The organism is Pantoea sp. 1.19 (assembly GCF_001922585.1).
Taxonomy (GTDB): Bacteria; Pseudomonadota; Gammaproteobacteria; order Enterobacterales; family Enterobacteriaceae; genus 1-19.
Map to the genome: position 1 here is coordinate 17,529 of NZ_MRBS01000006.1, position 22,406 is coordinate 39,934.

16 protein-coding genes are annotated in these 22,406 nt (G+C 63.1%); 4 read left to right on the forward strand and 12 right to left on the reverse strand.

Annotated elements, in window-relative coordinates; genetic code table 11:
• The first annotated feature begins 55 nt into the window (after positions 1-55).
• From BS626_RS11945 to ampH, 3 genes are all read left to right on the forward strand, one after another.
• Positions 56-1,837: a glycerol-3-phosphate dehydrogenase/oxidase gene (locus BS626_RS11945; RefSeq protein ID WP_075182634.1), complete on the forward strand. Its 1,782-nt coding sequence runs from the start codon at positions 56-58 to the stop codon at positions 1,835-1,837.
• Positions 1,838-2,168: 331 nt separating this feature from the next.
• Positions 2,169-4,466, forward strand: coding sequence for a phosphatidylglycerol--membrane-oligosaccharide glycerophosphotransferase (opgB, locus tag BS626_RS11950; protein ID WP_075182635.1), 2,298 nt, complete (start codon positions 2,169-2,171; stop codon positions 4,464-4,466).
• Positions 4,467-4,585: 119 nt separating this feature from the next.
• Positions 4,586-5,746 carry a D-alanyl-D-alanine-carboxypeptidase/endopeptidase AmpH gene (gene ampH, locus BS626_RS11955; protein ID WP_240494312.1) on the forward strand — a complete coding sequence of 387 codons (1,161 nt, stop codon included), beginning with the start codon at positions 4,586-4,588 and terminating at the stop codon, positions 5,744-5,746.
• 715 nt (positions 5,747-6,461) lie between these two features.
• On the opposite strand, the gene ahpF is transcribed toward ampH, so the two are convergent.
• The 11 genes from ahpF to BS626_RS12020 all read right to left on the reverse strand — a co-directional run bounded on the left by ahpF (position 6,462) and on the right by BS626_RS12020 (position 18,398).
• Positions 6,462-8,018, reverse strand: a complete 1,557-nt coding sequence (ahpF, locus tag BS626_RS11970) for an alkyl hydroperoxide reductase subunit F (protein WP_075182638.1) — start codon at positions 8,016-8,018, stop codon at positions 6,462-6,464.
• A gap of 77 nt (positions 8,019-8,095) precedes the next feature.
• A complete protein-coding gene (gene ahpC / locus BS626_RS11975; RefSeq protein ID WP_075182639.1) occupies positions 8,096-8,659 on the reverse strand; it encodes an alkyl hydroperoxide reductase subunit C in 564 nt (187 codons plus the stop codon).
• A 144-nt stretch (positions 8,660-8,803) separates the two neighbouring features.
• A complete protein-coding gene (locus BS626_RS11980; RefSeq protein WP_371328499.1) occupies positions 8,804-10,378 on the reverse strand; it encodes an ABC transporter ATP-binding protein in 1,575 nt (524 codons plus the stop codon).
• The gene (locus tag BS626_RS11985; RefSeq protein WP_075182641.1) at positions 10,379-11,185 is read right to left on the reverse strand and encodes an ABC transporter permease; all 807 of its coding nucleotides are present in this window, start codon (positions 11,183-11,185) and stop codon (positions 10,379-10,381) included.
• Positions 11,186-11,200: 15 nt separating this feature from the next.
• Positions 11,201-12,190 (reverse strand): ABC transporter permease, encoded by a 990-nt coding sequence (locus BS626_RS11990; protein WP_075182642.1) that lies wholly within the window; start codon positions 12,188-12,190, stop codon positions 11,201-11,203.
• 6 nt (positions 12,191-12,196) lie between these two features.
• Positions 12,197-13,729 (reverse strand): ABC transporter substrate-binding protein, encoded by a 1,533-nt coding sequence (locus tag BS626_RS11995; protein ID WP_075182643.1) that lies wholly within the window; start codon positions 13,727-13,729, stop codon positions 12,197-12,199.
• Positions 13,730-13,782: 53 nt separating this feature from the next.
• Positions 13,783-14,685: a homocysteine S-methyltransferase family protein gene (locus BS626_RS12000; protein WP_075182644.1), complete on the reverse strand. Its 903-nt coding sequence runs from the start codon at positions 14,683-14,685 to the stop codon at positions 13,783-13,785.
• 144 nt (positions 14,686-14,829) lie between these two features.
• Positions 14,830-15,525 carry an aspartate/glutamate racemase family protein gene (locus BS626_RS12005; RefSeq protein WP_075182645.1) on the reverse strand — a complete coding sequence of 232 codons (696 nt, stop codon included), beginning with the start codon at positions 15,523-15,525 and terminating at the stop codon, positions 14,830-14,832.
• A 51-nt stretch (positions 15,526-15,576) separates the two neighbouring features.
• The gene (locus BS626_RS12010; protein WP_075182646.1) at positions 15,577-16,488 is read right to left on the reverse strand and encodes a hypothetical protein; all 912 of its coding nucleotides are present in this window, start codon (positions 16,486-16,488) and stop codon (positions 15,577-15,579) included.
• A 118-nt stretch (positions 16,489-16,606) separates the two neighbouring features.
• Positions 16,607-17,176 carry a LuxR C-terminal-related transcriptional regulator gene (locus BS626_RS18630; RefSeq protein ID WP_075182647.1) on the reverse strand — a complete coding sequence of 190 codons (570 nt, stop codon included), beginning with the start codon at positions 17,174-17,176 and terminating at the stop codon, positions 16,607-16,609.
• A 466-nt stretch (positions 17,177-17,642) separates the two neighbouring features.
• Positions 17,643-18,398: a metallophosphoesterase gene (locus tag BS626_RS12020; RefSeq protein WP_075182648.1), complete on the reverse strand. Its 756-nt coding sequence runs from the start codon at positions 18,396-18,398 to the stop codon at positions 17,643-17,645.
• Between the two features lie 531 nt (positions 18,399-18,929).
• Between BS626_RS12020 and ettA the strand changes: the two genes are divergently transcribed.
• Positions 18,930-20,597, forward strand: coding sequence for an energy-dependent translational throttle protein EttA (gene ettA, locus BS626_RS12025; protein ID WP_075182649.1), 1,668 nt, complete (start codon positions 18,930-18,932; stop codon positions 20,595-20,597).
• Between the two features lie 36 nt (positions 20,598-20,633).
• Here the strand turns inward: ettA and BS626_RS12030 are convergent, their stop codons facing one another.
• Entirely contained in the window at positions 20,634-22,346 is a 1,713-nt protein-coding gene (locus BS626_RS12030) for a ShlB/FhaC/HecB family hemolysin secretion/activation protein (RefSeq protein ID WP_075182650.1), read from the reverse strand.
• Positions 22,347-22,406: the final 60 nt, after the last annotated feature.

Here is a 22,406-nt window from a genome sequence, read left to right on the forward strand (position 1 = left end):
CCCGGCCAGAGTCGCGCCCGTCCGGCGCATCGCCGGCCGCTTTCGGGAGGGACACATGCTTGAGTTAACTGAACGCCGCGTTATCCACCGCGCCGCGCGCCTGGACGACCTGCGCGCGCGGCAGTCGCGACCGGTGCCGGTGCTGATTGTTGGCGGGGGGATCAATGGCATCAGCACCTTCCGCGAACTGGCCCTGCAGGGCATCCCCGCTATCCTGATCGAGAAGGGCGACTGGTGTCAGGGCGCCAGCAGCGCGCTGTCGCGGATGATTCACGGCGGCCTGCGCTACCTGGAAAACGGCGAATTTTCCCTGGTCGAGGAAGCCGTGACTGAGCGCGATCGGCTGTTAAAAAACGCACCCCACTGCGTCTTTCCGCTGCGCACCACCATTCCGATTGACCGCTGGAACGGCGGAATGCTCACGGCCGCCAGGCGTTTTTTTGGCCAGCCGCAGGCGCCGGTACGGCGCAGCGCGATGCTTATCCACAGCGGCCTGACGCTGTACGATCTTTACACCCGCCGCTATGGCACCCTGCCGAAACACGCCCTGCACGATAAGGCCGCCACCCGCGAGCGCTGGCCCGACTTTGCCGACTGGGTGACCTGCAGCGCCAGCTACTTTGATGCCTGGATCAGCGCGCCGGAGCGGCTCGGCCTGGAGCTGATTGAGGACAGCGAGCGCGCCTGTCCGCATGCCCTGGCGCTGAACTACTTGCGGCTGGTGCACTGCCGCGACGGGCGCGTGACGCTGGAGGACACACTGAGCGGCGAGCGTTTCACCCTGCAGCCGCACGTGGTGGTCAACGCCGGCGGTGCGTGGATCGATAACCTGAATCAACAGCTGGCCGCCCCGGCCCCGCGGCTGATTGGCGGCACCAAAGGATCGCACCTGATTCTCGACTGCCCGGCACTGCACGCCGCGCTGGACGGTGAGATGATCTACTTTGAGAACCGAGAAGGCCGCATCTGCATCCTGTTTCCGTGGTATCAGCACGTACTGCTTGGCACGACCGATATTCGCGTAGACGATCCGGACGAGGTGGTGTGTGAAAGCGAAGAGCGCGATTACCTGCTGGACGCCCTGCGGTTTGTGTTTCCCGCTATCGCCATCGATGCCGATGCGGTGCGCTATACCTACTGCGGCGTGCGCCCGCTGCCGGTGAGCGAAGCGCACAGCAACGGTGCCATTCCGCGCAGCCACTCGCTGGTCCTGCTGCCGCCGGAGGGAGATCGCGATTTTGTCACCCTGTGCCTGGTCGGCGGCAAGTGGACCACCTTCCGCCGCTTTGGCGAGGAGGCGGCAGATCGGGTGCTGCGTCTGCTGGGCGAACGCCGCCGCGTCTCCAGCGCGGCGCTGCCGATTGGCGGCGGCCAGAACTTTCCCAGCCCGGCGCGGCGGCGGGCCTGGGAGGCGCAGCTGGCGCAGGCCAGCGGTTTGCCGCCGGCGCGCATCACGCAGCTGGTCACCCGCTACGGCACCCGTGCGGTGCCGCTGATCGCCCTGCTGAGCCGCGACGGCGATCGCCCGCTGCGCCATCACGCCGGCTACAGCGAGAACGAGCTGCGCTGGCTGATTCGGCATGAACAGGTCTGCCGGCTGGAAGATCTGCTGCTGCGGCGCACCGCGCTGGCCATCGCCGGCGAGCTGACCGCTCCGCTGGTGACGGAGATCGCCGCTCTGCTGGCCTCCGCGCTGGCGCTGTCGGCAGACGACGCCCGCCGGCATCTGGCCGAGACCGGCGAGCGCCTGGTGCGACTGCACGGGCTGAGCCAGTTAGCCCCCCTCGCCACCGCCGGCGCAGAGACGGCGGCCGCCTCGCCACCGGCAGCGGGCTGATGGCGACCCCGGCCTGCATTTGGGGGGCCTCTGAGGCCCCCGCCGCGCCCGCTAACCACACCGCACCGCCAACGCCGTGAGGTTCCCGACAGAAACGGACAGAATGCCGGCTTCGGCCTGCACTCGGGGGTCCTCTGAAGCCCCCGCCCCGCCCGTGCCCACTAACCGCACCGCACCGCCAACGCCGTGAGGTTCCCGACAGAAACGGACAGGATGCCGGCTTCGGCCTGAAAGATTGCCACTTTTCCCCCAGCGGGATAAATTACGCCCTCGCGATGAAACACAGACACCTGCCAGGCGCCGGGATGCGCCCACGATCACGAGAGGAAACATGTCATCTGAATGGCTCTCTTTGTTACTTTTTGCGGCCGCGGTCGCCATTTACGCCACCCTGGCCGGACGCCACCGGTTATGGTTCTCGCTGCTGCTGCTGCTTTCCGCGCTGTTTGTCATACTGAATGCGACCGAGCTGGCCAGTAACTATTTTACCGGCGAGGGCATCAACGATGCGGTGCTGTACACGCTGACGAACAGCCTGCAGGGCGCCGGGATCGGCAAATACCTGCTGCCGGCAGGAGGTCTGATGGTGGCGCTGATTGCGCTGTTCTGCGGGCTGGCCTGGATCCTGCGCGGCCGACGCCGCACCCGCTACAGCGGCCGCTTCAGCCTGCTGGCGCTGCTGCTGGCGCTGGCGTCAATTAATACCTCTCCGGCCTGGCAACAGGTGTCGTCGCTGATTCGCTCGCAGATTCGCCACGGCGAGTCCGACTTTGCCAGCCATTACCGCGTGCCGGCTAAAACCCTGCCCGCGTCAGCGCCCAACCTGGTGTGGATTTACGTCGAAAGCCTGGAACGTACCTACCTGGATAATCACCACTTTCCCGATCTGGCGCCGGAGCTGAACCGGACCCGCGCCGACGCGCTGGACTTCAGCGCCACCCGGCAGCTGCCGGGAACCGAGTACACCATTGCCGGCATGGTGGCGTCGCAGTGCGGCATTCCGCTCTTTGCCCCCTTCGACGGTAACGCCTCCAGCTCGATGTCCACGTTCTATCCGCGCAACGTCTGTCTGGGCGATATTCTGAAAGCCAACGGTTATGAAAACTATTTTATGCAGGGCGCTAACCTCAGCTTTGCCGGCAAAGATCTGTTTTTACGCTCGCACGGGTTCGACCACCTCTACGGCCTGAATGAGCTGCAGAGCCGGGTGGATGAGCCGGACTACCGCAACGACTGGGGCTGGTACGATGACACCGTACTGGATGAGGTCTGGCAGCAATATGTTGCGCTGTCGCAGGCCGGTAAACGCTTCTCGCTGTTTACCCTGACGGTGGACACGCATCACCCCGATGGCTTTATCTCCCGCAGCTGTCAGCGCAATCGCTACGCGTTTGACGGGAAAGAGAACCGGTCGCTGGCGGCGGTGGCCTGCAGCCAGGAGCACGTGGCGCAGCTGATTGAGCGCATTAAAGCGTCGCCGTGGTTCAAAAATACCGTGATCGTGGTGTCGTCGGATCATCTGGCGATGAACAATACCGCGTTTAAATACCTCAATCAGCATCCGCGCAATAACCTGTTTTACGTGATCCGCGGCGATCGGCCGCAGGCCGCGCTGAGTGATGCTCCGCGCAGCACGCTGGATAACGGCGCTACCGTGCTGGATATGCTGGGCGGCGATCGCGCCATGGGTCTTGGCCGCAGCAGCCTCGCGGAGACCTCGCTGAGCGCGGTGTTTCCGGATATCAAAGCGAAAATCCTCAGCTGGAAGCCAGATATCATCGGCCTGTGGAACCTGCCTAAACGCATCAGCGACTATCAGGTAGATACGCAGAAAGGCACCTTTAGCTTTTCCGGCGCCACTTACAAGCTGCCGCTGCTGCTGAGGGTCACCCCACACCAGGTGGAGCCGAAATTTGATGTCTATATCGTGGAGCGGCTGAAGCTACAGCTGGCGCGCTTTGCCCCGGACGATAAGTTTGTCTGGGTCGACAGCTGCTACAAAATGGGCAATGTCTGGCAGCCGGCGCTGATGACCGACGTTGGCTTGTGCATCGCCTCGGGCGATCTGAACAGCATTCCCACCCTGCGCAAGCTGCCGTTTGGCAGCAGTCAAGGCCGGGTGGATTTCAGTCAGCTGCCCGCCGGGGACGATGCGACCCGCGCGCGCAATGTTGCCCGACTGAACGTGCCCGATAGCGACTTTCACTACCCGTCTGACAGCCTGATTTTCTCCCTGCCGGGCCTGCCGGAGGGGGTGAAGTCAGTGAGCGGCCTCTCCTTTGCCGAAAACTGGGGGCGCTGGTCCGATGCCAATCTGGCGCCGGCGGTCACCCTGCGCTGGGACGCCCCGCTACCGGCCGCCTTTACGCTAACGCTCACGGCCAAAGCGCTGGGCGATAACGTCGGCAAACCGGTGGCGGTGCGGGTGGGCGACAGCGAGCAGCTGATCTCGCTGGATCGCGAGGCGAAGAGCGTGACCCTGCGGTTTGCTAACCCACAGGGGGCCGACAGCGTGGTGATTGTGCCACCGGCGCCGGTCAGCTCGACGCTGGGCACCGTGGAGGGGGCACCCACGCGTAAACTGGGCGTCGGACTGGTGCGCGTGCACATTCAGCCACAGGCGGATTGATTCCCCAGGCTGGCAGAAAAAAAGCCGCGGGGTGCGCTTCAACTGGCTGAAAAAGCGATTACTATGGTGCTTCCTGTCATCACCTGGTCTGGATAGAACCGTTGAAATCGCTGCGCACCCTGATTATTGCTTTGCTCACCCCCCTGCTGCCCGCACCGGCGCTGGCCGCCGGGGTGGTCGACCCGCTCATGGCCTCGCAAATTGTTGAGCGCTATGCTGATTCTATTTATGCCAACACCAAAGCCACCGGCATGGCGATGGTGGTGATTGACGCGAATCAGCGGATCTTCACCAGCCGGGGGGCGGTGAGTCCCGGCAGCAGCCAGCGGCCGCAAAAAGATTCGCTGGTGCGTATTGCCTCCCTGAGCAAGCTGCTGACCAGCGAAGTGATGGTGAAGCTGGCCGAACAGGGGCGGCTGAATCTCAACGACCCGCTGAGCCAGTATGCTCCGCCGGGACGCCGCGTGCCAACGGCCGGCGGACAGCGCATTACCCTGCTGAATCTGGCGACCCACACCAGCGGCCTGCCGCGCGAGCAGCCCGGGGGCAAACCGCACCGCCCGGTGTTTGTCTGGCCGACCTGGAGCCAGCGCTGGAGCTGGGTTAACAGCGCCAGCCTGACCCACACACCGGGCACGGTCGCCGCCTATTCGAATCTGGCGTTTGATCTGCTGGGCGATGCGCTGGCGGTCGCCGGCGGCAAGCCCTATCCGCTGCTGCTACAGCAGCTGATTACCCGACCGCTGGGGATGAAAGACACCACCTTTACCCCTTCGCCCGAGCAGTGCCGCCGGCTGATGATCCCCGCCAAAGGGGCGAGCCCCTGTAATAACACCCTCGCCGCCATCGGCAGCGGCGGCGTCTACTCCACGCCCGACGATATGGGGCGCTGGATGCAGCAGTTTCTCTCCTCGGACGTGCACGCGCGCAGCGGCCAGGCCGACCGTCTGCAAACCCTGATCTACCGCCGCGGGCAGCTGAGCCAGGTGATTGGCATGGACGTGCCGGGCAAGGCGGACGCGCTGGGGATGGGCTGGGTATACATGGCCCCGAAAGAGGGACGGCCAGGGATCATGCAGAAAACCGGCGGCGGCGGCGGCTTTATCACCTATATGGCCACGGTGCCGGAGTATAGCGTGGGGGTGTTCGTGGTGGTGGCCCGCTCGCCGGAAACCCGCTTTACGCCAATGAGCAACGGAGCCAATAACCTGCTCACCGAGCTTATCGGCAACACGCCGGGCAGCGCCGCGCTGGCGGCCAGCATTATGGAGGAGGAGTAGGCCCGCCGGCCTTGAACGGCATCCCCGGGCGATAGCCGCGGCCAGGCGGCCTGTAGCAGTGAGACGTTTTCGTTCACCAGAGCCCCCGCGGTGACGCAGGAGAGATGTTACCGCTACCCCGGCCGCTGGCCCGCGGCTGCCATTTACCGAAATCGGCCTGCAGTGCGCATCGTTGCCGTCTATGCCTGGACGCCGTGGCTGGCGGTAAAGCCGGCGGTGCTCGGAGGAGCCCGCGTGATGCATCAACGCGGGCTGGATCTGCCGCCGGCGGAGCGGCGCCGCGCCGATCGCCTCCCGCTTTGCGCGCAATGCGCTAAAAAAACCGCTGCGAAGCGCGATGGCGTGCGGAGTATCGGGTGATGGCAGGCGCTGAGCCGATCCCGGGCGCGTCCCCGGCAGGTTTCATGCGGGCGGACAGGCGGAGCACGCCGGCCGCGTTCACCCAGTCTGACTGGTATCCCACTGGCGTGACTCCGCCCCAGCGCGCCCTGCTCAGCGGCGATCCAGCGAAGCAGACACAGGGATGCCCCGTTTTACGGGCTGCCGGCGCGAAAGAGAGGATGGAGGGATGCATGGTGGTGCAGCCGCATGGCTGATTGACCCGCGCGATCGGGATCGGCGCCTTGCTTCGCAGCGGTGGCCATCACCGCGGCGCGCACGCCATCCTCCGGGCGTCAGAAGAGCAAAAACCCCCGCCGCGAGGCAGGGGTCGGGATTACGCGCTGCGTATCAGGTGGTCGAAGGCGCTGAGCGAGGCCTTCGCCCCTTCCCCGGAGGCGATGATGATTTGCTTGTAAGGCACGGTGGTACAGTCGCCGGCGGCAAACACGCCCTTGACGCTGGTTTCGCACTTCGCATCGATGATGATCTCGCCCATGCGGTTGCGCTCGACCGTCCCGTCCAGCCAGCCGGTGTTTGGCAGCAGGCCAATCTGCACAAAAATTCCGGCCACCGGCAGGTGGTGTACGGCATCGCTGACGCGATCGCGGTAGTCCAGCCCGGTCAGCGTCTTGCCATCGCCCTTCACCTCGGTGGTCTGCGCATTCAGGATGATGTCAACGTTGGCCAGGCTACGCACTTTATCCTGCAGCACCTTGTCGGCCTTCATCTCCGGCGCAAACTCGAGCAGCGTGACGTGCTCGACGATGCCCGCCAGATCGATAGCGGCTTCCACGCCCGAGTTACCGCCGCCAATCACCGCCACGCGCTTGCCTTTAAACAGCGGGCCGTCGCAGTGCGGGCAGTAGGTGACGCCGCGGGTGCGGTACTGCTCTTCTCCCGGCACGTTCATGTTGCGCCAGCGGGCGCCGGTGGCAATGATCAGGCTTTTCGCCTTCAGCACCGCGCCGGAAGCGGTTTCGATCTGGTGCAGGCCGCCCTCTGCCGCCGGGATCAGGCGACTGGCGCTCTGGGTGTCAATGACGTCGACGTTATAATCATCAACGTGGGCTTTCAGCGCGCCGGCCAGCTTTGCCCCTTCGGTTTTCGGTACCGAGATGTAGTTTTCAATGTCGACGGTATCCAGCACCTGACCACCGAAGCGTTCGCCCATCAGTCCGGTGCGAATCCCTTTACGCGCCGCGTACACCGCCGCCGCCGCGCCCGCCGGGCCGCTGCCGACAATCAGCACATCATACGCTTCGCGCGCGCTGAGCGCCGCCGCGGCGCGTTTTTCAGCGTTAACGTCGACTTTGCTGACGATTTCCGCCAGGGTCATGCGTCCCTGGCCAAAGGGTTGCTCGTTCAGGAATACCGCCGGAACGCCCATTACGTTACGATCGCCAATCTCCTGCTGAAACGCGCCGCCGTCAATCGCGGTATGGTGAATGCGCGGATTGAGGATAGCCATCAGGTTCAGCGCCTGCACCACGTCCGGGCAGTTATGGCAGGAGAGGGAATAGTAGGTTTCAAAATGCAGATCGCCATCCAGCTCGCGCACCTGCACCAGCAGATCCTGCGCCTCTTTCGAGGGGTGGCCACCGGTCTGCAGCAGCGCCAGCACCAGCGAGGTGAACTCGTGCCCCAGCGGCGAGCCGGCAAAGCGCGGGCCGTGTTGGGTCTGCGGATTGGCAATCATAAATGACGGCTTGCGCACCGCCAGCTGATTATCTTCGCGGTAGCTGACCTTGTCAGACAGACCGGCAATGGTGGTTAACAGTTCACGAATTTCCGCCGATGTGGCGCCGTCGTCCAGCGTGGCGACCAGCTCTACCGGCTGCGTGAGTTTTTCAAGATAAGCCTTTAACTGGGCTTGCATAGTGGTATCGAGCATTAAAGCCTCCCCGGCGAAAAAACGGGTGCCGCAGCACCCGTGAACACGTCAATGATGAACGCCCATGGCGATCCGCGTTAAATTTTACCGACCAGGTCCAGAGACGGCGCCAGCGTCGCGTCACCCTCTTTCCATTTGGCCGGGCAGACTTCACCCGGGTGCGCAGCCACGTACTGGGCGGCTTTCACTTTGCGCAGCAGGTCCGAAGCGTCGCGGCCAATGCCTTCGGCGGTCACTTCAACGGCCTGGATGATGCCCTGCGGGTCAACGATAAAGGTGCCGCGATCGGCCAGGCCCTGATCTTCGCGCATGTTGTCGAAGTTACGGGTCAGCGCGCCGGTCGGGTCGCCTATCATGGCGTATTTGATTTTGGCGATGGTCTCAGAGCTGCCGTGCCACGCTTTGTGGGTAAAGTGGGTGTCGGTGGAGACAGAGTAGATATCCACGCCCAGCTTCTGGAACTCATCGTAGTGATCGGCTACGTCACCCAGCTCGGTCGGGCAGACGAAGGTAAAATCGGCCGGATAGAAGAAGAACACGCTCCAGCGGCCTTCGGTATCTTTCTCGGTCACTTCGATGAATTCACCGTTTTTGAAGGCCTGGTTGGTGAAGGGTTTGATTTTGGTATTAATCAGGGACATGTGGTTTCCTCCTGTTGTCGTTGGAGGAAAAAGTACCGAAATCTGTGACGCAGGGCTAATTCGTTGGGCGTATTAAATCAATCAGCAAAACCTTACGCCCGCGCACGCCGGCGCTCCGCCGCGCCCGGCGCGGCGGCATGCGCACTACGCCTGGGCTTCCAGCCAGCCCGGGCGCATCTCCGGCACCGCGCGCAGCAGGGTGGCGGTATAGTCATCCAGCGGCGCGCTGAACACCCGGTCCAGCGGCCCTTCACGCACGGTTGCGCCGTTGCGCAGCACCATCACCTCGTCGGCAATGGCCCGTACGACCTGCAGATCGTGGGTGATAAACAGCAGCGCAATGCCGGTTTCCTCCTGAATACGGCGCAGCAGCGCCAGCACATCGCGGCCCACCAGCGGATCCAGCGCCGAGGTGGGCTCATCACAGACGATCAGCGTCGGCTCGACCGCCAGCGCGCGGGCAATGCAGACCCGCTGCTTCTGGCCACCGGAGAGGTGCCCCGGCAGGCGCGACGCCAGCGACGCAGGCAGCCCAACCTGCTCCAGCAGCGTCGCGACGCGCGCCCGGCGCTGGCTGGCGTTGAGTGAGGTGAGGCAGACCAGCGAGCGCGCAATCTGCTGCCCGATGGTCAGACGCGGGTTTAGCGCCGTGTCAGGATGTTGATGAATCAGCTGAATGTTCCCCAGCTCGGCGCGGCTACGGCCGCGCAGGGTGAGCGGCAGCGGCACGCCGGCCAGGCTGACGTGGCCCTGCTCCGGCGTCGCCAGCCCGCAGATCACCCGGCCGAGCGTCGATTTACCGGCGCCGGATTCGCCGATCAGCGCCAGCGTCCGCCCCTGTCCCAGCGTCAGAGAGATGTCGCGCAGAATCGGCTGCTGCTGATAGCGCAGCGATACCCCCTGAACCTGCAGCAGCGGCGGCGCCGCCGGACGCGGCCGGTGTGGCTCGCCGTGACAATTCAGCAGGTCGCGGGTGTAGGTCTCCTGCGGCGCACCGATCAGCGCGGCGGTCTCACCGCTCTCCACTTCGCGCCCCTGGCGTAGCACCATGATGCGGTCAGCCAGCTGGGCGACCACCGCCAGATCGTGACTGATATAAATCGCCGCCACGCCGCTGTCGCGGATTGCCTCGCGGATCGCGCGCAGGACCTCCAACTGCGTAGTGACGTCCAGCGCGGTGGTGGGCTCATCAAAGATTATCAGATCCGGCCCGGCGCACAGGCTCATGGCAATCATCGCCCGCTGCAGCTGTCCGCCGGAAACCTGGTGGGGATAGCGGTGAAAAAACGCCGCCGGCTGCGGCAGTTGCAGCTGGGTAAACAGCGCGATGGCGCGGGCAATCGCCGCCTGACGACTGAGCACGCGGTGGCGCAGTGCGCTCTCAATCACCTGCTCGCCTATAGGCTTCGCCGGATTAAATGACGCCGAGGCGGACTGCGCGACGTAGGCAATGCGGCGGCCGCGGATCGCGCGCAGCTGGCGCTCGCGCAGCCGGGTGAGATCAACACCGTCAAAGCAGATGGCGCCTGCGGTGATGCGCATGCCTTCCCGGCAGTGGCCCAGCACCGCCTGGCCAATGGTCGATTTGCCGGCGCCGGATTCGCCAATCAGGCCCAGCACTTCTCCCTGCGCCAGCGTAAAGCTGATGCTATCCACCAGCACGCTCTCTCCGGCGCTGACCTGCAGGTCGGAGACGGTTAACAGTTGATTGTTCATCAGTTACTCCTGCCAGCGGCGGCCGCGACGGCCGAGCAGCGTATCCGCGACGCTGTTCAGACAGAGGGCTAACAGCGCAATCGCCGCGCCGGGGATCAGCGCCGCCCAGACGCCAAAGAGAATGCCGTCTTTGTTGTCACGCGCCAGCCCGCCCCAGTCGGCGGTGGGCGGCTGAATACCCAGGCCGAGGAATGAGAGCGCCGACAAAAACAGCAGTATAAAAATAAAGCGCAGGGCGAATTCGGCGATCAGCGTGGTCAGCGCATTCGGTAACATTTCGCGCCACAGGATCCAGCCAATGCGCTCGCCGCGCAGCCGCGCCACTTCGATATATTCCTGGGCGGCAATGTCCACCGCCAGCGAGCGCGCCACGCGCAGCACGCGGGTCGACTCCAGCACCCCGAGCACGAGGATGATCACCGGCAGGGTTTTTGGCAGCAGCGCCAGCACCACCAGTGCCAGAATCAGCGTCGGGATCGCCATCAGCATATCGTTCAGCCGGGAGATCAGCTGATCGACCCAGCCGCGGCAGTAACCGGCGATAAAACCCAGCAGCGTGCCGAGGATAAACGCCAGCAGCGTCGCCAGCAGGGTGACGCCGAGCGACACCCGGGTTCCCCAGACCAGCCGGGAAAAGAGATCGCGTCCGAGGTTGTCGGTGCCGAGAGGAAAGCGCGCCGAGGCGAACTCCCACGGGCCACCGACAATCTGATCTGCGGCGTAAGGCGCAATCCACGGCGCGGCCAGCGCCACGCCAACAAACAGGAGCATGCCCAGCACGCCGGGCAGCAAAGAGAGAGAGCGTATCATCACCAGCCTCCGGGCTTAGCGTCCATGCAGCAGACGCGGGTTGGCCAGCAGCGCCACCACGTCAGCCAGCAGGTTGAGGAGAATATAAATCGCCGCCAGCAGCAGCGCGCAATCCTGAATCACCGGCATATCGCGCTTGCTGATGCTGTCGACCAGGTACTGCCCCAGCCCGGGATAAACAAACACGTTTTCCACAATGACCACGCCAACCATCAGCCACGCCAGGTTGATCACCATCACGTTGATGATGGGGCCCCAGGCGTTGGGCAGCACGTGGCGAAACAGCACCGCGCCGGGCGACAGTCCCTTCAGCAGCGCGGTATCGACCCAGGCGGCATTCTGCGCGTTGACCAGCGCCGCGCGGGTCATGTTACTCATGTGCCCCAGTACCGCCAGCGTCAGCGTCAGGCACGGCAGCGCCATGGCCAGCAGGCGATCGCCAGCGCTCATGCCGCTGCTGACGCTGCTGTTGCTGGGCAGCCAGGCGAGGCCGATGGCGAACACCGCAATCAGCAGATAGCCGGAAAAAAATTCCGGCAGCGAGACGGTGCTGCGGGTGAACAGGTTCAGCAGCCGGTCCGGCCAGCGCCCCTGCCAGCGGGCGCAGGTGAACCCCACCAGCAGCGACAGCGGCACGGCAAACAGCGCGGTCAGCCCCGCCAGCGCCAGGCTGTTGCTCAGCCGTTCGGCCAGTACCGGTCCGATTGGCTCGCGGGTGGAGAAGCTGCGGCCAAAGTCCCCCTGCAGCACGCCGCTGAGCCAGCCGAACCAGCGGCCGATCGCCGGCTGATCCAGGCCGAGCTGCTGGTTCAGCGCGGCCACCGCCTGCGGCGTCGCGGTCTGACCCAGGATGGCGCTGGCGGGGTTGCCGGGCAGCAGCTGGATCCCGGTAAAGATGATGGCAGATACCACCAGCAGCATGAGGAGACCGGCCAGCAGGCGCTGGCCGATGAGCGTGAGCAGGGTGAAGGGCACCCGGCGCGAGCGTGAACGTTGAACAGTCATAAGGTATCAGGCAAACCACACTTTTTCTGCCGCCCGGTTCCCGCTCATGCTGAAGCCGGGAATGGCGGTAAAGCCTTTCAGTTTAGTGCTGGCGGCATCCAGCGCGTCCGCATACAGCGGAATGATCTCGCTGCCTTTTTCCGACAGCATCAGCTGGATGTCCTGGTAAATCTGCCGACGCTTCTGCTCGTCCTGCTCGCCGCGCGCCGCTTTCACCAGCTGATCAAACGCCGGCTCTTTCCACTGCGATTCATTCCAGGGCGCATTGCTGGTGAACACCAGCGACAGCAGCGCATCCGCGGTCGGGCGCAGCGACCAGTTGGAGGAGACAAACGGTTTTTTCATCCAGACGTTATCCCAGAAGGCGTCATCCGGCACGCGCTCCACCTGCAGCGGGATCCCCGCCTTGCTGGCGGAGGCTTGATACAGCTGGCCGGCGTCGACCGCGCCGGGGAAACCGGCATCGGCCACCGACAGCACCAGCGGACCGCTAAAGCCGGCCTTCTGCCAGTGGTATTTCGCTTTCTCCGGATCGTAGGGACGCGGCGGCAGATCTTTTGCAAACCAGGGGTTGGACGGGAAGATCGGGTTGTCGTTCGAGACGGTCCCGAAGCCGCCGAGCACCGTGTCGATCATCTGCTGCCGATCGATGGCGTATTTCAGCGCCAGCCGCCCGTCGAGGGTGTTAAACGGCGCCAGAGTGGCCAGTCCCGGAAAGGTGAAAATCTGGCTATCTTTTGCCGTGACCAGCTGCACCGTCGGCATCGCTTTCAGCCGGTTTACAATGCGCGGGTTCACGCGGTTGATCAGGTGAGCAGAGCCGCTGGCCAGCGCGGCGACGCGCGCGGTGGAGTCATTCATGGCCAGGGTTTCTACCGAGTCAACGTGGCCGCGATCCGGATTCCAGTGGTTCGGGTTGCGCTTCACCAGCGCGCGCACGCCCGGCTTGAAGCTCTCCAGAATAAAGGCGCCGGTCCCGATGCCTTTGTCGAATGACGTATTTTCCGGCGTGATAACAAAGTGGACGTCGCTCAGCAGCGCAATAAATTCCACGTTCGGTTCGCTGAGGGTGATGGTCACTTCGTGGCTACCGCTGGCGCGCAGCTCGGTCACCGTTTCCAGGTAGCCTTTCACCGACGAGGTGGAGGTTTCTCCGCGGTGGTGGTTCAGCGACCAGATAACGTCTTTCGCCGTCAGGCTGCGTCCGTCATGGAAGGTGACCCCTTTGCGGATTTGCAGCACCCAGCCGCGGCCGCCGTCTTTCACCGCCCAGCTTTCGGCCAGTGAGGGCACCACTTTTCCCCGATCATCCACTTCTGCCAGGCAGTTAAACAGCTGCGAACCAACAAAATACATCCAGGACTCGAACCAGAAGGCCGGATCGAGGCGATCGGTGCTGGAGGCGTTATCCATGCCCACGATCAGGTGACCGCCCTGCCTGGGCGTCCCGGCGGCCAACGCCGCCGACAGCGGCCAGCCCGACAGCGCCGTGGTGACCGACAGCGCCCCGGTGGTTTTTAAAAAATGGCGACGATTCATGATGCGGTTTCCCCGTAAGCGTTATTCTTGTCCCGCGGCGGCGCGGGTGAGTATTATTTTAATGCCTGAGACAGCGCGGCGATATTCTCCGGCCCGATGCCGCAGCAGCCGCCGATAAGCGTCGCACCGGCCGCAACCCACTCCTGCGCCCACAGCAGATAGCCTGCCGGATGGGTATCTTTCCGCAGGGCGCTCAGCCCTTCGTTAGCGCCGCCGCCGTTGCTGTTGTGCTCAAAGGCGTTGGCATAAACGCCAATCCCCAAATCGGCACCCAGCGCGTCGCGCGTCGCCTTCGCCTGGGCAATGGCGGAACGCATCACTTCCGGATGGCTGCAGTTAAACAGGATCTGCGCGGCTCCCAGCCGCACCGCCGTCTGCACCGCGTCAGGCACGGTTTCGCCGGAACGCAGCACGCTGTCGCGGCGGGCGGCGTCGTGTTCATCCTGCAGGGTGAAGGAGAGCCACAGCGGTTTGTCGCTGTCGGCGAGCAGTTCGGCGATAGCCTGCGCTTCGGCCAGGCTGCTGATGGTTTCGCCTAACCAGAGATCGACCGACGCGGCCTGCGCGTCAATCAGCGGGCGATGGATCGCCTGCGCGGCGTGTTTTTCGAACAGATCGGGACGGTAGGAGCCGAGCGCCGGCGGCAGCGAGCCGGCCACGCGCACCGGATGCGCAGCGGCATCGGCCGCCTGACGCGCCAGCTGACCGGCCAGCGCCGCCAGCCGCGCGCCGTCCTGCTGAAAGCGCGCTTCGCCAATGTGGAAAGGCACCACGGCATAGCTGTTGGTGGTGATCACCTCAGCGCCCGCCTGAATAAAGCTGTCGTGCACCTCGCGCACCCGCTCCGGTGCCTCATATAACGCCAGGGCAGACCATTCCGGCTGACGAAAAGGCGCCCCAATGCGCGCCAGCTCACGGCCCATACCGCCATCAAGAATTGTCACCTGCGATGTCATATCGTTGTCCCTGCCACAGTCAGTTATCAAGTCGCTATGCATGCTACAGGGAATGATGGCTATATGTCCAGACGTCTAAACGGCAGCGTTATGCCCTTTTCTGCTGATGATGAGCGCCAACCGGCTATCACCGCGTTGAGAGCGTCAGGGTGCCAGCATCCAGTCAACCGCGGCGTGAGCGTGAAGGGCCGTGGTGTCAAACACCGGCACCGGCGAGTCCTGCTGGCCGATCAGCAGCATAATCTCAGTGCAGCCCAGGATAATGCCCTGCGCACCGCGGGCGATCAGCGCGGCAATCTCTTTCTGGTAGACTTCTCGCGAGCGCGCCAGGACCACGCCCGAAACCAGCTCCTGATAGATAATGTCATGCACCCGCTGACGTCCTGGCGCATCCGGTACCAGCACCTGCAGGCCGAAACGTTCACGCAGGCGCCCGATGTAAAACGCCTGCTCCATGGTGAAGGCGGTGCCGAGCAGCCCGACGGTGTGCAGGCCGGCCTCGCGGACGGCCTGTCCCGTCGCGTCGGCAATGTGTATTAGCGGCAGGCCGCTGCCGGCGGCGATCTCATCGGCCATGCGGTGCATGGTGTTGGTGCAAATCACCAATCCTTCTGCGCCCGCCAGCGCCAGTTTTTGCGCCGCCGCCACCAGTTTGACGCTCAGCGCCGACCATTCCCCCGCGTGCTGCAGCGTTTCAATTTCGGCAAAATCCATCGACCACAGCAGGCATGTTGCCGAATGCGGCGCCCCCAGCCGCGCCATCACCTGCTGATTGATAATGCGATAATAGTGGGCAGAACTTTCCCAGCTCATGCCGCCCAGTAATCCTAACGTTTTCATCGATACGCTCCCTGACGCCATCAAATAACGGCACATCACGCGGTGCCGCCTTTACTGTAGCGGCACGGGCGCGGCACGATTGGCACAATTGGTGCGCCAGCGTCCGGCAGGCAGCGCCTCGTCAGCGCTAAACGCCACCTCCATTGATGCCAGATACAGCGCAAAATAGCGGCGTACCAGCGTCAGAAAGCGCGCGGACAGGACGATGCCGCGGGTATCCGCGTCGGTATGCAGCAGCCCCTCTGCGCGACAGGCGGCCAGAAAGCGGCGCAGGTGCGCGCGCGACACGCCGCACACCGAGGCGGCCTGCTGATAGTTAATCAGCAGCGGCGCGCGCGGCGCGCGCACGGCTTCGCTGAACACATAAAACAGCATCATGTGACCGGCATCGCGGCTGAGCAGGCTCTGCCCGGCACTGAGCAGATCCTTGATAAAGATGTCGTGCCGCAGCACCCGGGCGTAGCGCGTAAAAAAGCGCGCCACAAAATCACCGTCGCCGATTCCCTGCAAGAGCTGGCTGTCGGGAAACAGCGTGCCGAAAGGCGCGATCAGCGACAGCAGCAGCTCGGCGGTTTCGGCCTGCGCCTTCGCGGTGATGGCGAATTGCAGACAGCGGCGATCGTCCGCATCCGGCGTCAGCTGTAGACGCTTTCCGGCGTGCAGAAAACCGATAAAGGCATCGACCGTGTTTTTACTGACCAGGCCCAGCCGCAGACAGTGTGCCTTGAGACCTTTGATCGACGGCGTCGACGAGGTGTGAAACCGGTGCAGCAGAATCAGGCACAGTAAAAAGCGGTGGGTTTTAAACAGCGTTTTGAAATACAGCGGTTTGCTCTTACAAAGCGTCACTAACAGGTAAAAGTGAGACAGAAGTGCCGTATCGATTTTTGGGTGGCGCAGAATTTCTGCGGCGCGCTGCTCAATGGCCGCGATCACCTCCTCGCGACTTTCAGATGCGGTCATAACGCCCTCTCCCGTGTGTAAGCCAGCCGCAGCCGGTGAAAAAAATAGCAACAGCGTTCCCTATCCCGCGCATGTGCGTGATGCAACGCCCCGGAGTGACGATAAGACAGGTCGGGTATTAAACGACGGTATAATGCTCAAGAATATATTTGTATAGCTCGACATTCGTCATGAAATTAAGCTTGCGCATCGCGTTACGCTTATAGCTGCTGACTGTTTTTTCGCTGATGCCCATCGCCCGGGCTGCGCGTTTACCGCAGGAGTTGATGCCGAGTAAATACATCAGTTCCCGTTCGCGGCTATTGAGCGGCCCGTCCGGCTCAAGAAAAATAATTTCGTCCGTATCCGGGCCAATCAGCGATTTGAGCGCCGCGCTAAACACAAACAGATCATCGGATCGGGATAAATAAAATATATCCCGGCCGCGGAAGCGCGGATACAGTTCGCCTCCGGTTTGTCCCAGCGGTTCGCGCAGCGCGACCACAATGTCCCGCGCTTTACCACCGTCGCTGCCGGCGGCAGGGGATTTTCCCGGCATAAAAAAAAGACAATCCGCATCGCGCTTCACCCGGGTCAGCCCCAGTGAGTGAAACAGGGTGGTGGGAAAGATAGACTGAATCAGGCTTTTTAAACCGATAACAAAATAGGCGTCCGTGTCGACGATGCGAATATAACACTTTCCGGCCATAATGATGCCTCCCCGTGAGTCAGATAAAATATAGAGATAGCGAGTGCATTCCGTGGCGCAGTGAGAAGGGGATACATTATCCGGCAACGCGCGCCTCTCCCCGGCGGCCAGTATCCTCAGCCATACCGCTGACGGCAAGGCCGCAGCGGCTGGGGAAAAGGAACGAAATAAAAAAAAAGAGTTAATGAGAAAAGAGAACGCGCTGGCGACAGCGATCGCGGCAGTCTCGCGATGCCCGCTGGCGGTCGGCGTACAGGACGGCGCGATCGCACGCCGCCGCGAGGGGGAACACCCGCTATCGCGCGCGATAACGATAAAAAAAGAATAAAAAAACGACGTCGCCGGCGACATGACGAGACGTGTCCGGAGGAGGATCCGCGCAATGACGGCGATGACTATTCACGCGTCGCGTGATTTACCGACCGCTCTGGATGAAACGGGGATTATCCACTCTGCGCCCTGACGTTCAGGGAAGCGGCATGGTCCGGTCGCCCGGCGCGTCCGCGCAGTAAAAGCGCAGCGTGTTGCCGGCCACGATTTCACACAGGGTGAGCCGCGGTGCGGACACCTCATCATCGGGAGAGTATCCGCAGCCGGTATCAATAAACAGATGATTGCCGAGTAAGCGCGGTGCCGGCAGTACCGTGTGCCCGGAAATCAGCAGCCGCGCACCGGCAACGTGCCGGCAGAGATTCTGACGGAGTACCGTTCTGTCCCACAGTAGCGTATCCACCGAGGCGGTATCGACGGCGTCCGCTGTAGCAAGGGGCCAGCGCGAAAAAGGATAGCCGGCGTGAACCACGCCGATGGCGCCTGCTGCCGTTTCAACAGTAAGCGTCAGGCTCAGGTGCTGAATCAGCGTGTGCGCCAGCCGCGCCTGCTCATCGGGGGGGGTATGTTGCCACCAGCCGCCGCCGTTGCGCTGCCAGCGGTCAAACGGCTGCTGCTGCTGCCGCACCTTAAGGAGCATCTCTTCGTGATTGCCCAGCACGGAAAAAAACCAGCCGGTCTCGCAGAGGTGGATGCAGGCGGCGGAGTCCTCACCGCGATCGATGATATCACCCACGCAGAACAGGCGATCGTCAGCGGGGTTAAAGTGGACGTGCGCCAACGCGCGGGTCAGTTCGGCCATCGATCCGTGGATATCGCCACAAAAAAAATCTCTGCCGCGCACGTTGGCGGCAAAAGCTCGGTGAAGGGGCATCCCACCCGGCGTGCTCATGGTTTCACTCCTCCGCTGGTCCCGGCCCACAACCCTAACCTGAGAGCGCTTCGACACCAATGATTAATTTTGGGTGCTGACCTCACAGAGATGGCCACTGCGTCGCGCGAAGGCGATAACGTTTCCCTCAGCCTGACAGCCCAGCCTAACCGGTATTTTGGCACAATATCCGGGCCGGCCGTGCGCTAAAAACCCCGCCGCAGCCGGCATGCATCGCAAAAAAGCATCACCGTTCCCGGGCGGGGGGCGCCCGTTAATAACTATTATATTCAATTGGTTAGCTATTAGCGTTAATCGCGGCGCGTATGGCAGCCTCACCGTAACGGGCATTTTAGCGATTTTTTCAGTTTATCTGGCGCAACGGCGGTTATCGCCCGCTTTCGCCGTCCGCAACCGGCTGGGCACGCTGCGGGACAAAACGCAGATTCCAGCGCGCACTGACTGTGATTGGCCGCGAAAAACGGCTAAACTTGTCCCCTGCGTGAGCATCTCGCTCCAATCCTGAAACAAGACCATAAGGCGCAAAGTATCGTGGCTCAATTCGTCTATAGTATGCACCGCGTCGGCAAAGTGGTTCCGCCGAAGCGTCATATCCTGAAAAACATCTCCCTCAGTTTCTTTCCCGGCGCCAAAATTGGCGTGCTGGGCCTGAACGGCGCGGGTAAATCGACCCTGCTGCGCATCATGGCCGGGATCGATACGGATATCGAAGGGGAAGCGCGTCCGCAGCCGGGAATCAAGATAGGCTACCTGCCGCAGGAGCCGCAGCTGAATCCGGAACACACCGTGCGCGAATCCGTTGAGGAAGCGGTCGCGGAGGTGGTAGGCGCGCTGCAGCGTCTGGATGAAGTTTACGCGCTGTATGCCGATCCGGATGCCGATTTTGATAAGCTGGCCGCCGAGCAGGGCAAGCTGGAAGAGATTATCCAGGCCCACGACGGTCATAACCTGAATACCCAGCTGGAGCGCGCCGCCGATGCGCTGCGTCTGCCGGACTGGGATGCCAAAATCGCTAACCTCTCCGGGGGGGAGCGCCGCCGCGTCGCTATTTGTCGCCTGCTGCTGGAAAAGCCGGACATGCTGTTGCTCGACGAACCGACCAACCACCTCGATGCCGAGTCGGTGGCCTGGCTGGAGCGCTTCCTGCATGATTTCGAAGGCACCGTGGTTGCCATTACCCACGACCGCTATTTCCTCGATAACGTGGCGGGCTGGATCCTCGAGCTGGATCGCGGCGAGGGCATTCCCTGGGAGGGCAACTACTCCTCCTGGCTGGAGCAGAAAGATCAGCGTCTGGCGCAGGAAGCGTCTGCCGAAGCGGCCCGCCGCAAGTCAATTGAGAAAGAGCTGGAGTGGGTGCGCCAGGGGACCAAAGGCCGTCAGTCTAAAGGCAAGGCCCGTCTGGCGCGCTTTGAAGAGCTGAACAGCAGCGAATACCAGAAGCGTAACGAAACCAACGAACTGTTTATTCCACCGGGCCCGCGCCTCGGTGACAAAGTGGTTGAAGTGAGCGGCCTGCGCAAATCCTACGGCGATCGCGTGCTGATTGACGACCTCTCCTTCTCCGTGCCGAAGGGCGCCATTGTCGGCATCATCGGCCCGAACGGCGCCGGTAAATCGACCCTGTTCCGCATGATGTCCGGTCAGGAACAGCCCGATGCCGGTGAGATCGTGCTGGGTGATACCGTTACCCTGGCCTCCGTCGATCAGTTCCGCGACGCGATGGATAACAGCAAAACCGTGTGGGAAGAGGTCTCCGGCGGTCAGGACATTATGCGCATTGGCACCACCGAAATGCCGAGCCGCGCCTACGTCGGCCGCTTTAACTTTAAGGGCACCGATCAGGGCAAACGCGTCGGCGAACTCTCCGGCGGTGAGCGCGGACGTCTGCATCTGGCCAAGCTGTTGCAGGTTGGCGGCAACATGCTGCTGCTTGATGAACCCACCAACGACCTTGATATCGAAACGCTGCGCGCACTGGAAAACGCCCTGCTGGAGTTCCCGGGCTGCGCGATGGTTATCTCGCACGACCGCTGGTTCCTCGACCGCATCGCCACCCACATCCTGGATTACCAGGACGAAGGTAAGGTGGAGTTTTTTGAAGGGAACTTTACCGAGTACGAAGAGTATAAGAAGCGCACGCTGGGCGCCGAAGCCCTGCAGCCGAAGCGCATCAAGTACAAGCGGATGATCAAATAAATCCCTTCTGCGCGGGCGCCGGTTCGCCCGCGCGCCTCAGAATTGCAGGCCAGCGGTCACCCAGCCGCTGGCCTTGTTCTGCGGCCCCAGCCGCGGATCGCTCCCCTGCCGCCAGGCGTAGCTGGCATTGATAAACGCCCGCGGATGAAACTGCCAGCTGACCCCGATCCCGTAGCCTTTCATGATCACCGTTTGCTTCTGCGGCGCAAACTTCTGCAGCTTACCCCGGCCGTAGTCATAAAACAGCTCGACGCGCGCATTGGCCAGCAGCGGAATGGGTGCGCTGATCGACGGCGACACAATGATTCCGCTGTCGGCGCTGGCCGCCGAGTTGCCGTAGGCACGTACCGCGTAAGCCCCACCCAGAGAGAGCTTTTCCGCGCCGTCCAGATTTTTACTGGCCTGCTGGCCGCTGACGCTGAGCGCCAGATTGATCCCCGGCGTCAGCGCCTGCAGCAGATTCAGGGTTTCCATTAGCTTCAGAAAGCGGCCGCGGGTGGCGGCGCCATTCCACTCGTCGCGGTTGCTCAGGCGCCCGATCGCCGGCGCCAGCTGCAGCTGGATGCGCCACGGGCGCCCCAGCAGCGCGCCCTGGAAATCGCCCGCCAGCTGGAGTCCCGCTACCGGTGCGCGGCGCCTGTTTTCCATTCCCCAGAAGCGATCCATCATGCGCTTGATATCGAGGTTGCCCCCCAGCGTCAGCCGGGCGCGTTCGCCGCTGCGCAGCGGCGAACTGGCATACAGCGACAGGATATCGGCAAAGCCATCCCCCAGCCCGTGCAGTACCGGGCCGCCGAGCCGGTAGCTCACCCGCGAAGCGGCCATCCCCAGCCGGCTGCCGTTTGCGGTAACCGGCAGATCCCAGGCGAGGCGGCCGATCAGCGTGTTACCCCGATCGCTGCGGTGGTCGATTTGCAGAAAATCCGGCGCCAGCCAGGCGAGCGCCTGCAGCCGGTCTCCCCAGCCGGCCGGGCTGTTGATCGTCAGCTGTCCGCCCAGCCGGTTGCGGCCGCTGGCAAGGGAGCCCAGATTATCCATGACCAGCGCGCCCTCTACGCGCGGCGCCGCTGCCAGCTTGAGGTTAAGCACACTGCCGCCGGGCCGATCGCCCGGAGTCAGATACGAGGAGACCTCGCCGACGCCGGGGAGGTCAGCCAGGCGGGTCATCATCGCTTCCCAGTCGCCGATGGCGCGTCCGTCGGCATCGCCCGCACCGAGATAGCCGCGCAGCGTGCGATCACTCAGCAAAGAGGCGTTGCGGGCCACTCGCGCGCGCTCAATATGGCCGTGAATGATGTCAAACACGACCGTATTGTCGACCACGCGCTGGTCCGGCAGGTAAGCGTAGCTTAGCCGCTCGCCCTGCTGCTGCAGCACCGCGGTCAGCGTCACCGCCAGATGCTGGAGGGCGCTTAAGCTCATCCGACGCCCGGCAAACGGCGCCACGCAGGCGGAAACCGCCGATTTTGCCGCCTCCGGCACGTGCAGTACGCGGATCGTGCGCACCCATAGCGCCGGCAGATCGGAGCGGCTCTCCGCCAGCGGCGGCTCCGCCGGTGCCGGCAATTTTTCTTCTTCGCCGCGCACCGGAGACAGGCGATTGTGCAGCATCGGGTTGGTTTGCAGCAGTTGACCACTCAGCGAGGGGGGCGCCGGCGTGGGGGCCGCCGGCGTCAGCGGCGAAAAGTGCAGGCAACACAGCGCCAGCAACGCCGCCAGACCCGGTGTCGTTAAGCGTGGCATCTTCATCAGGTGTTCAGTATTCCGGTAAGAAAAAACCCTCAGCCGGATGGCTGAGGGTCTGGATGC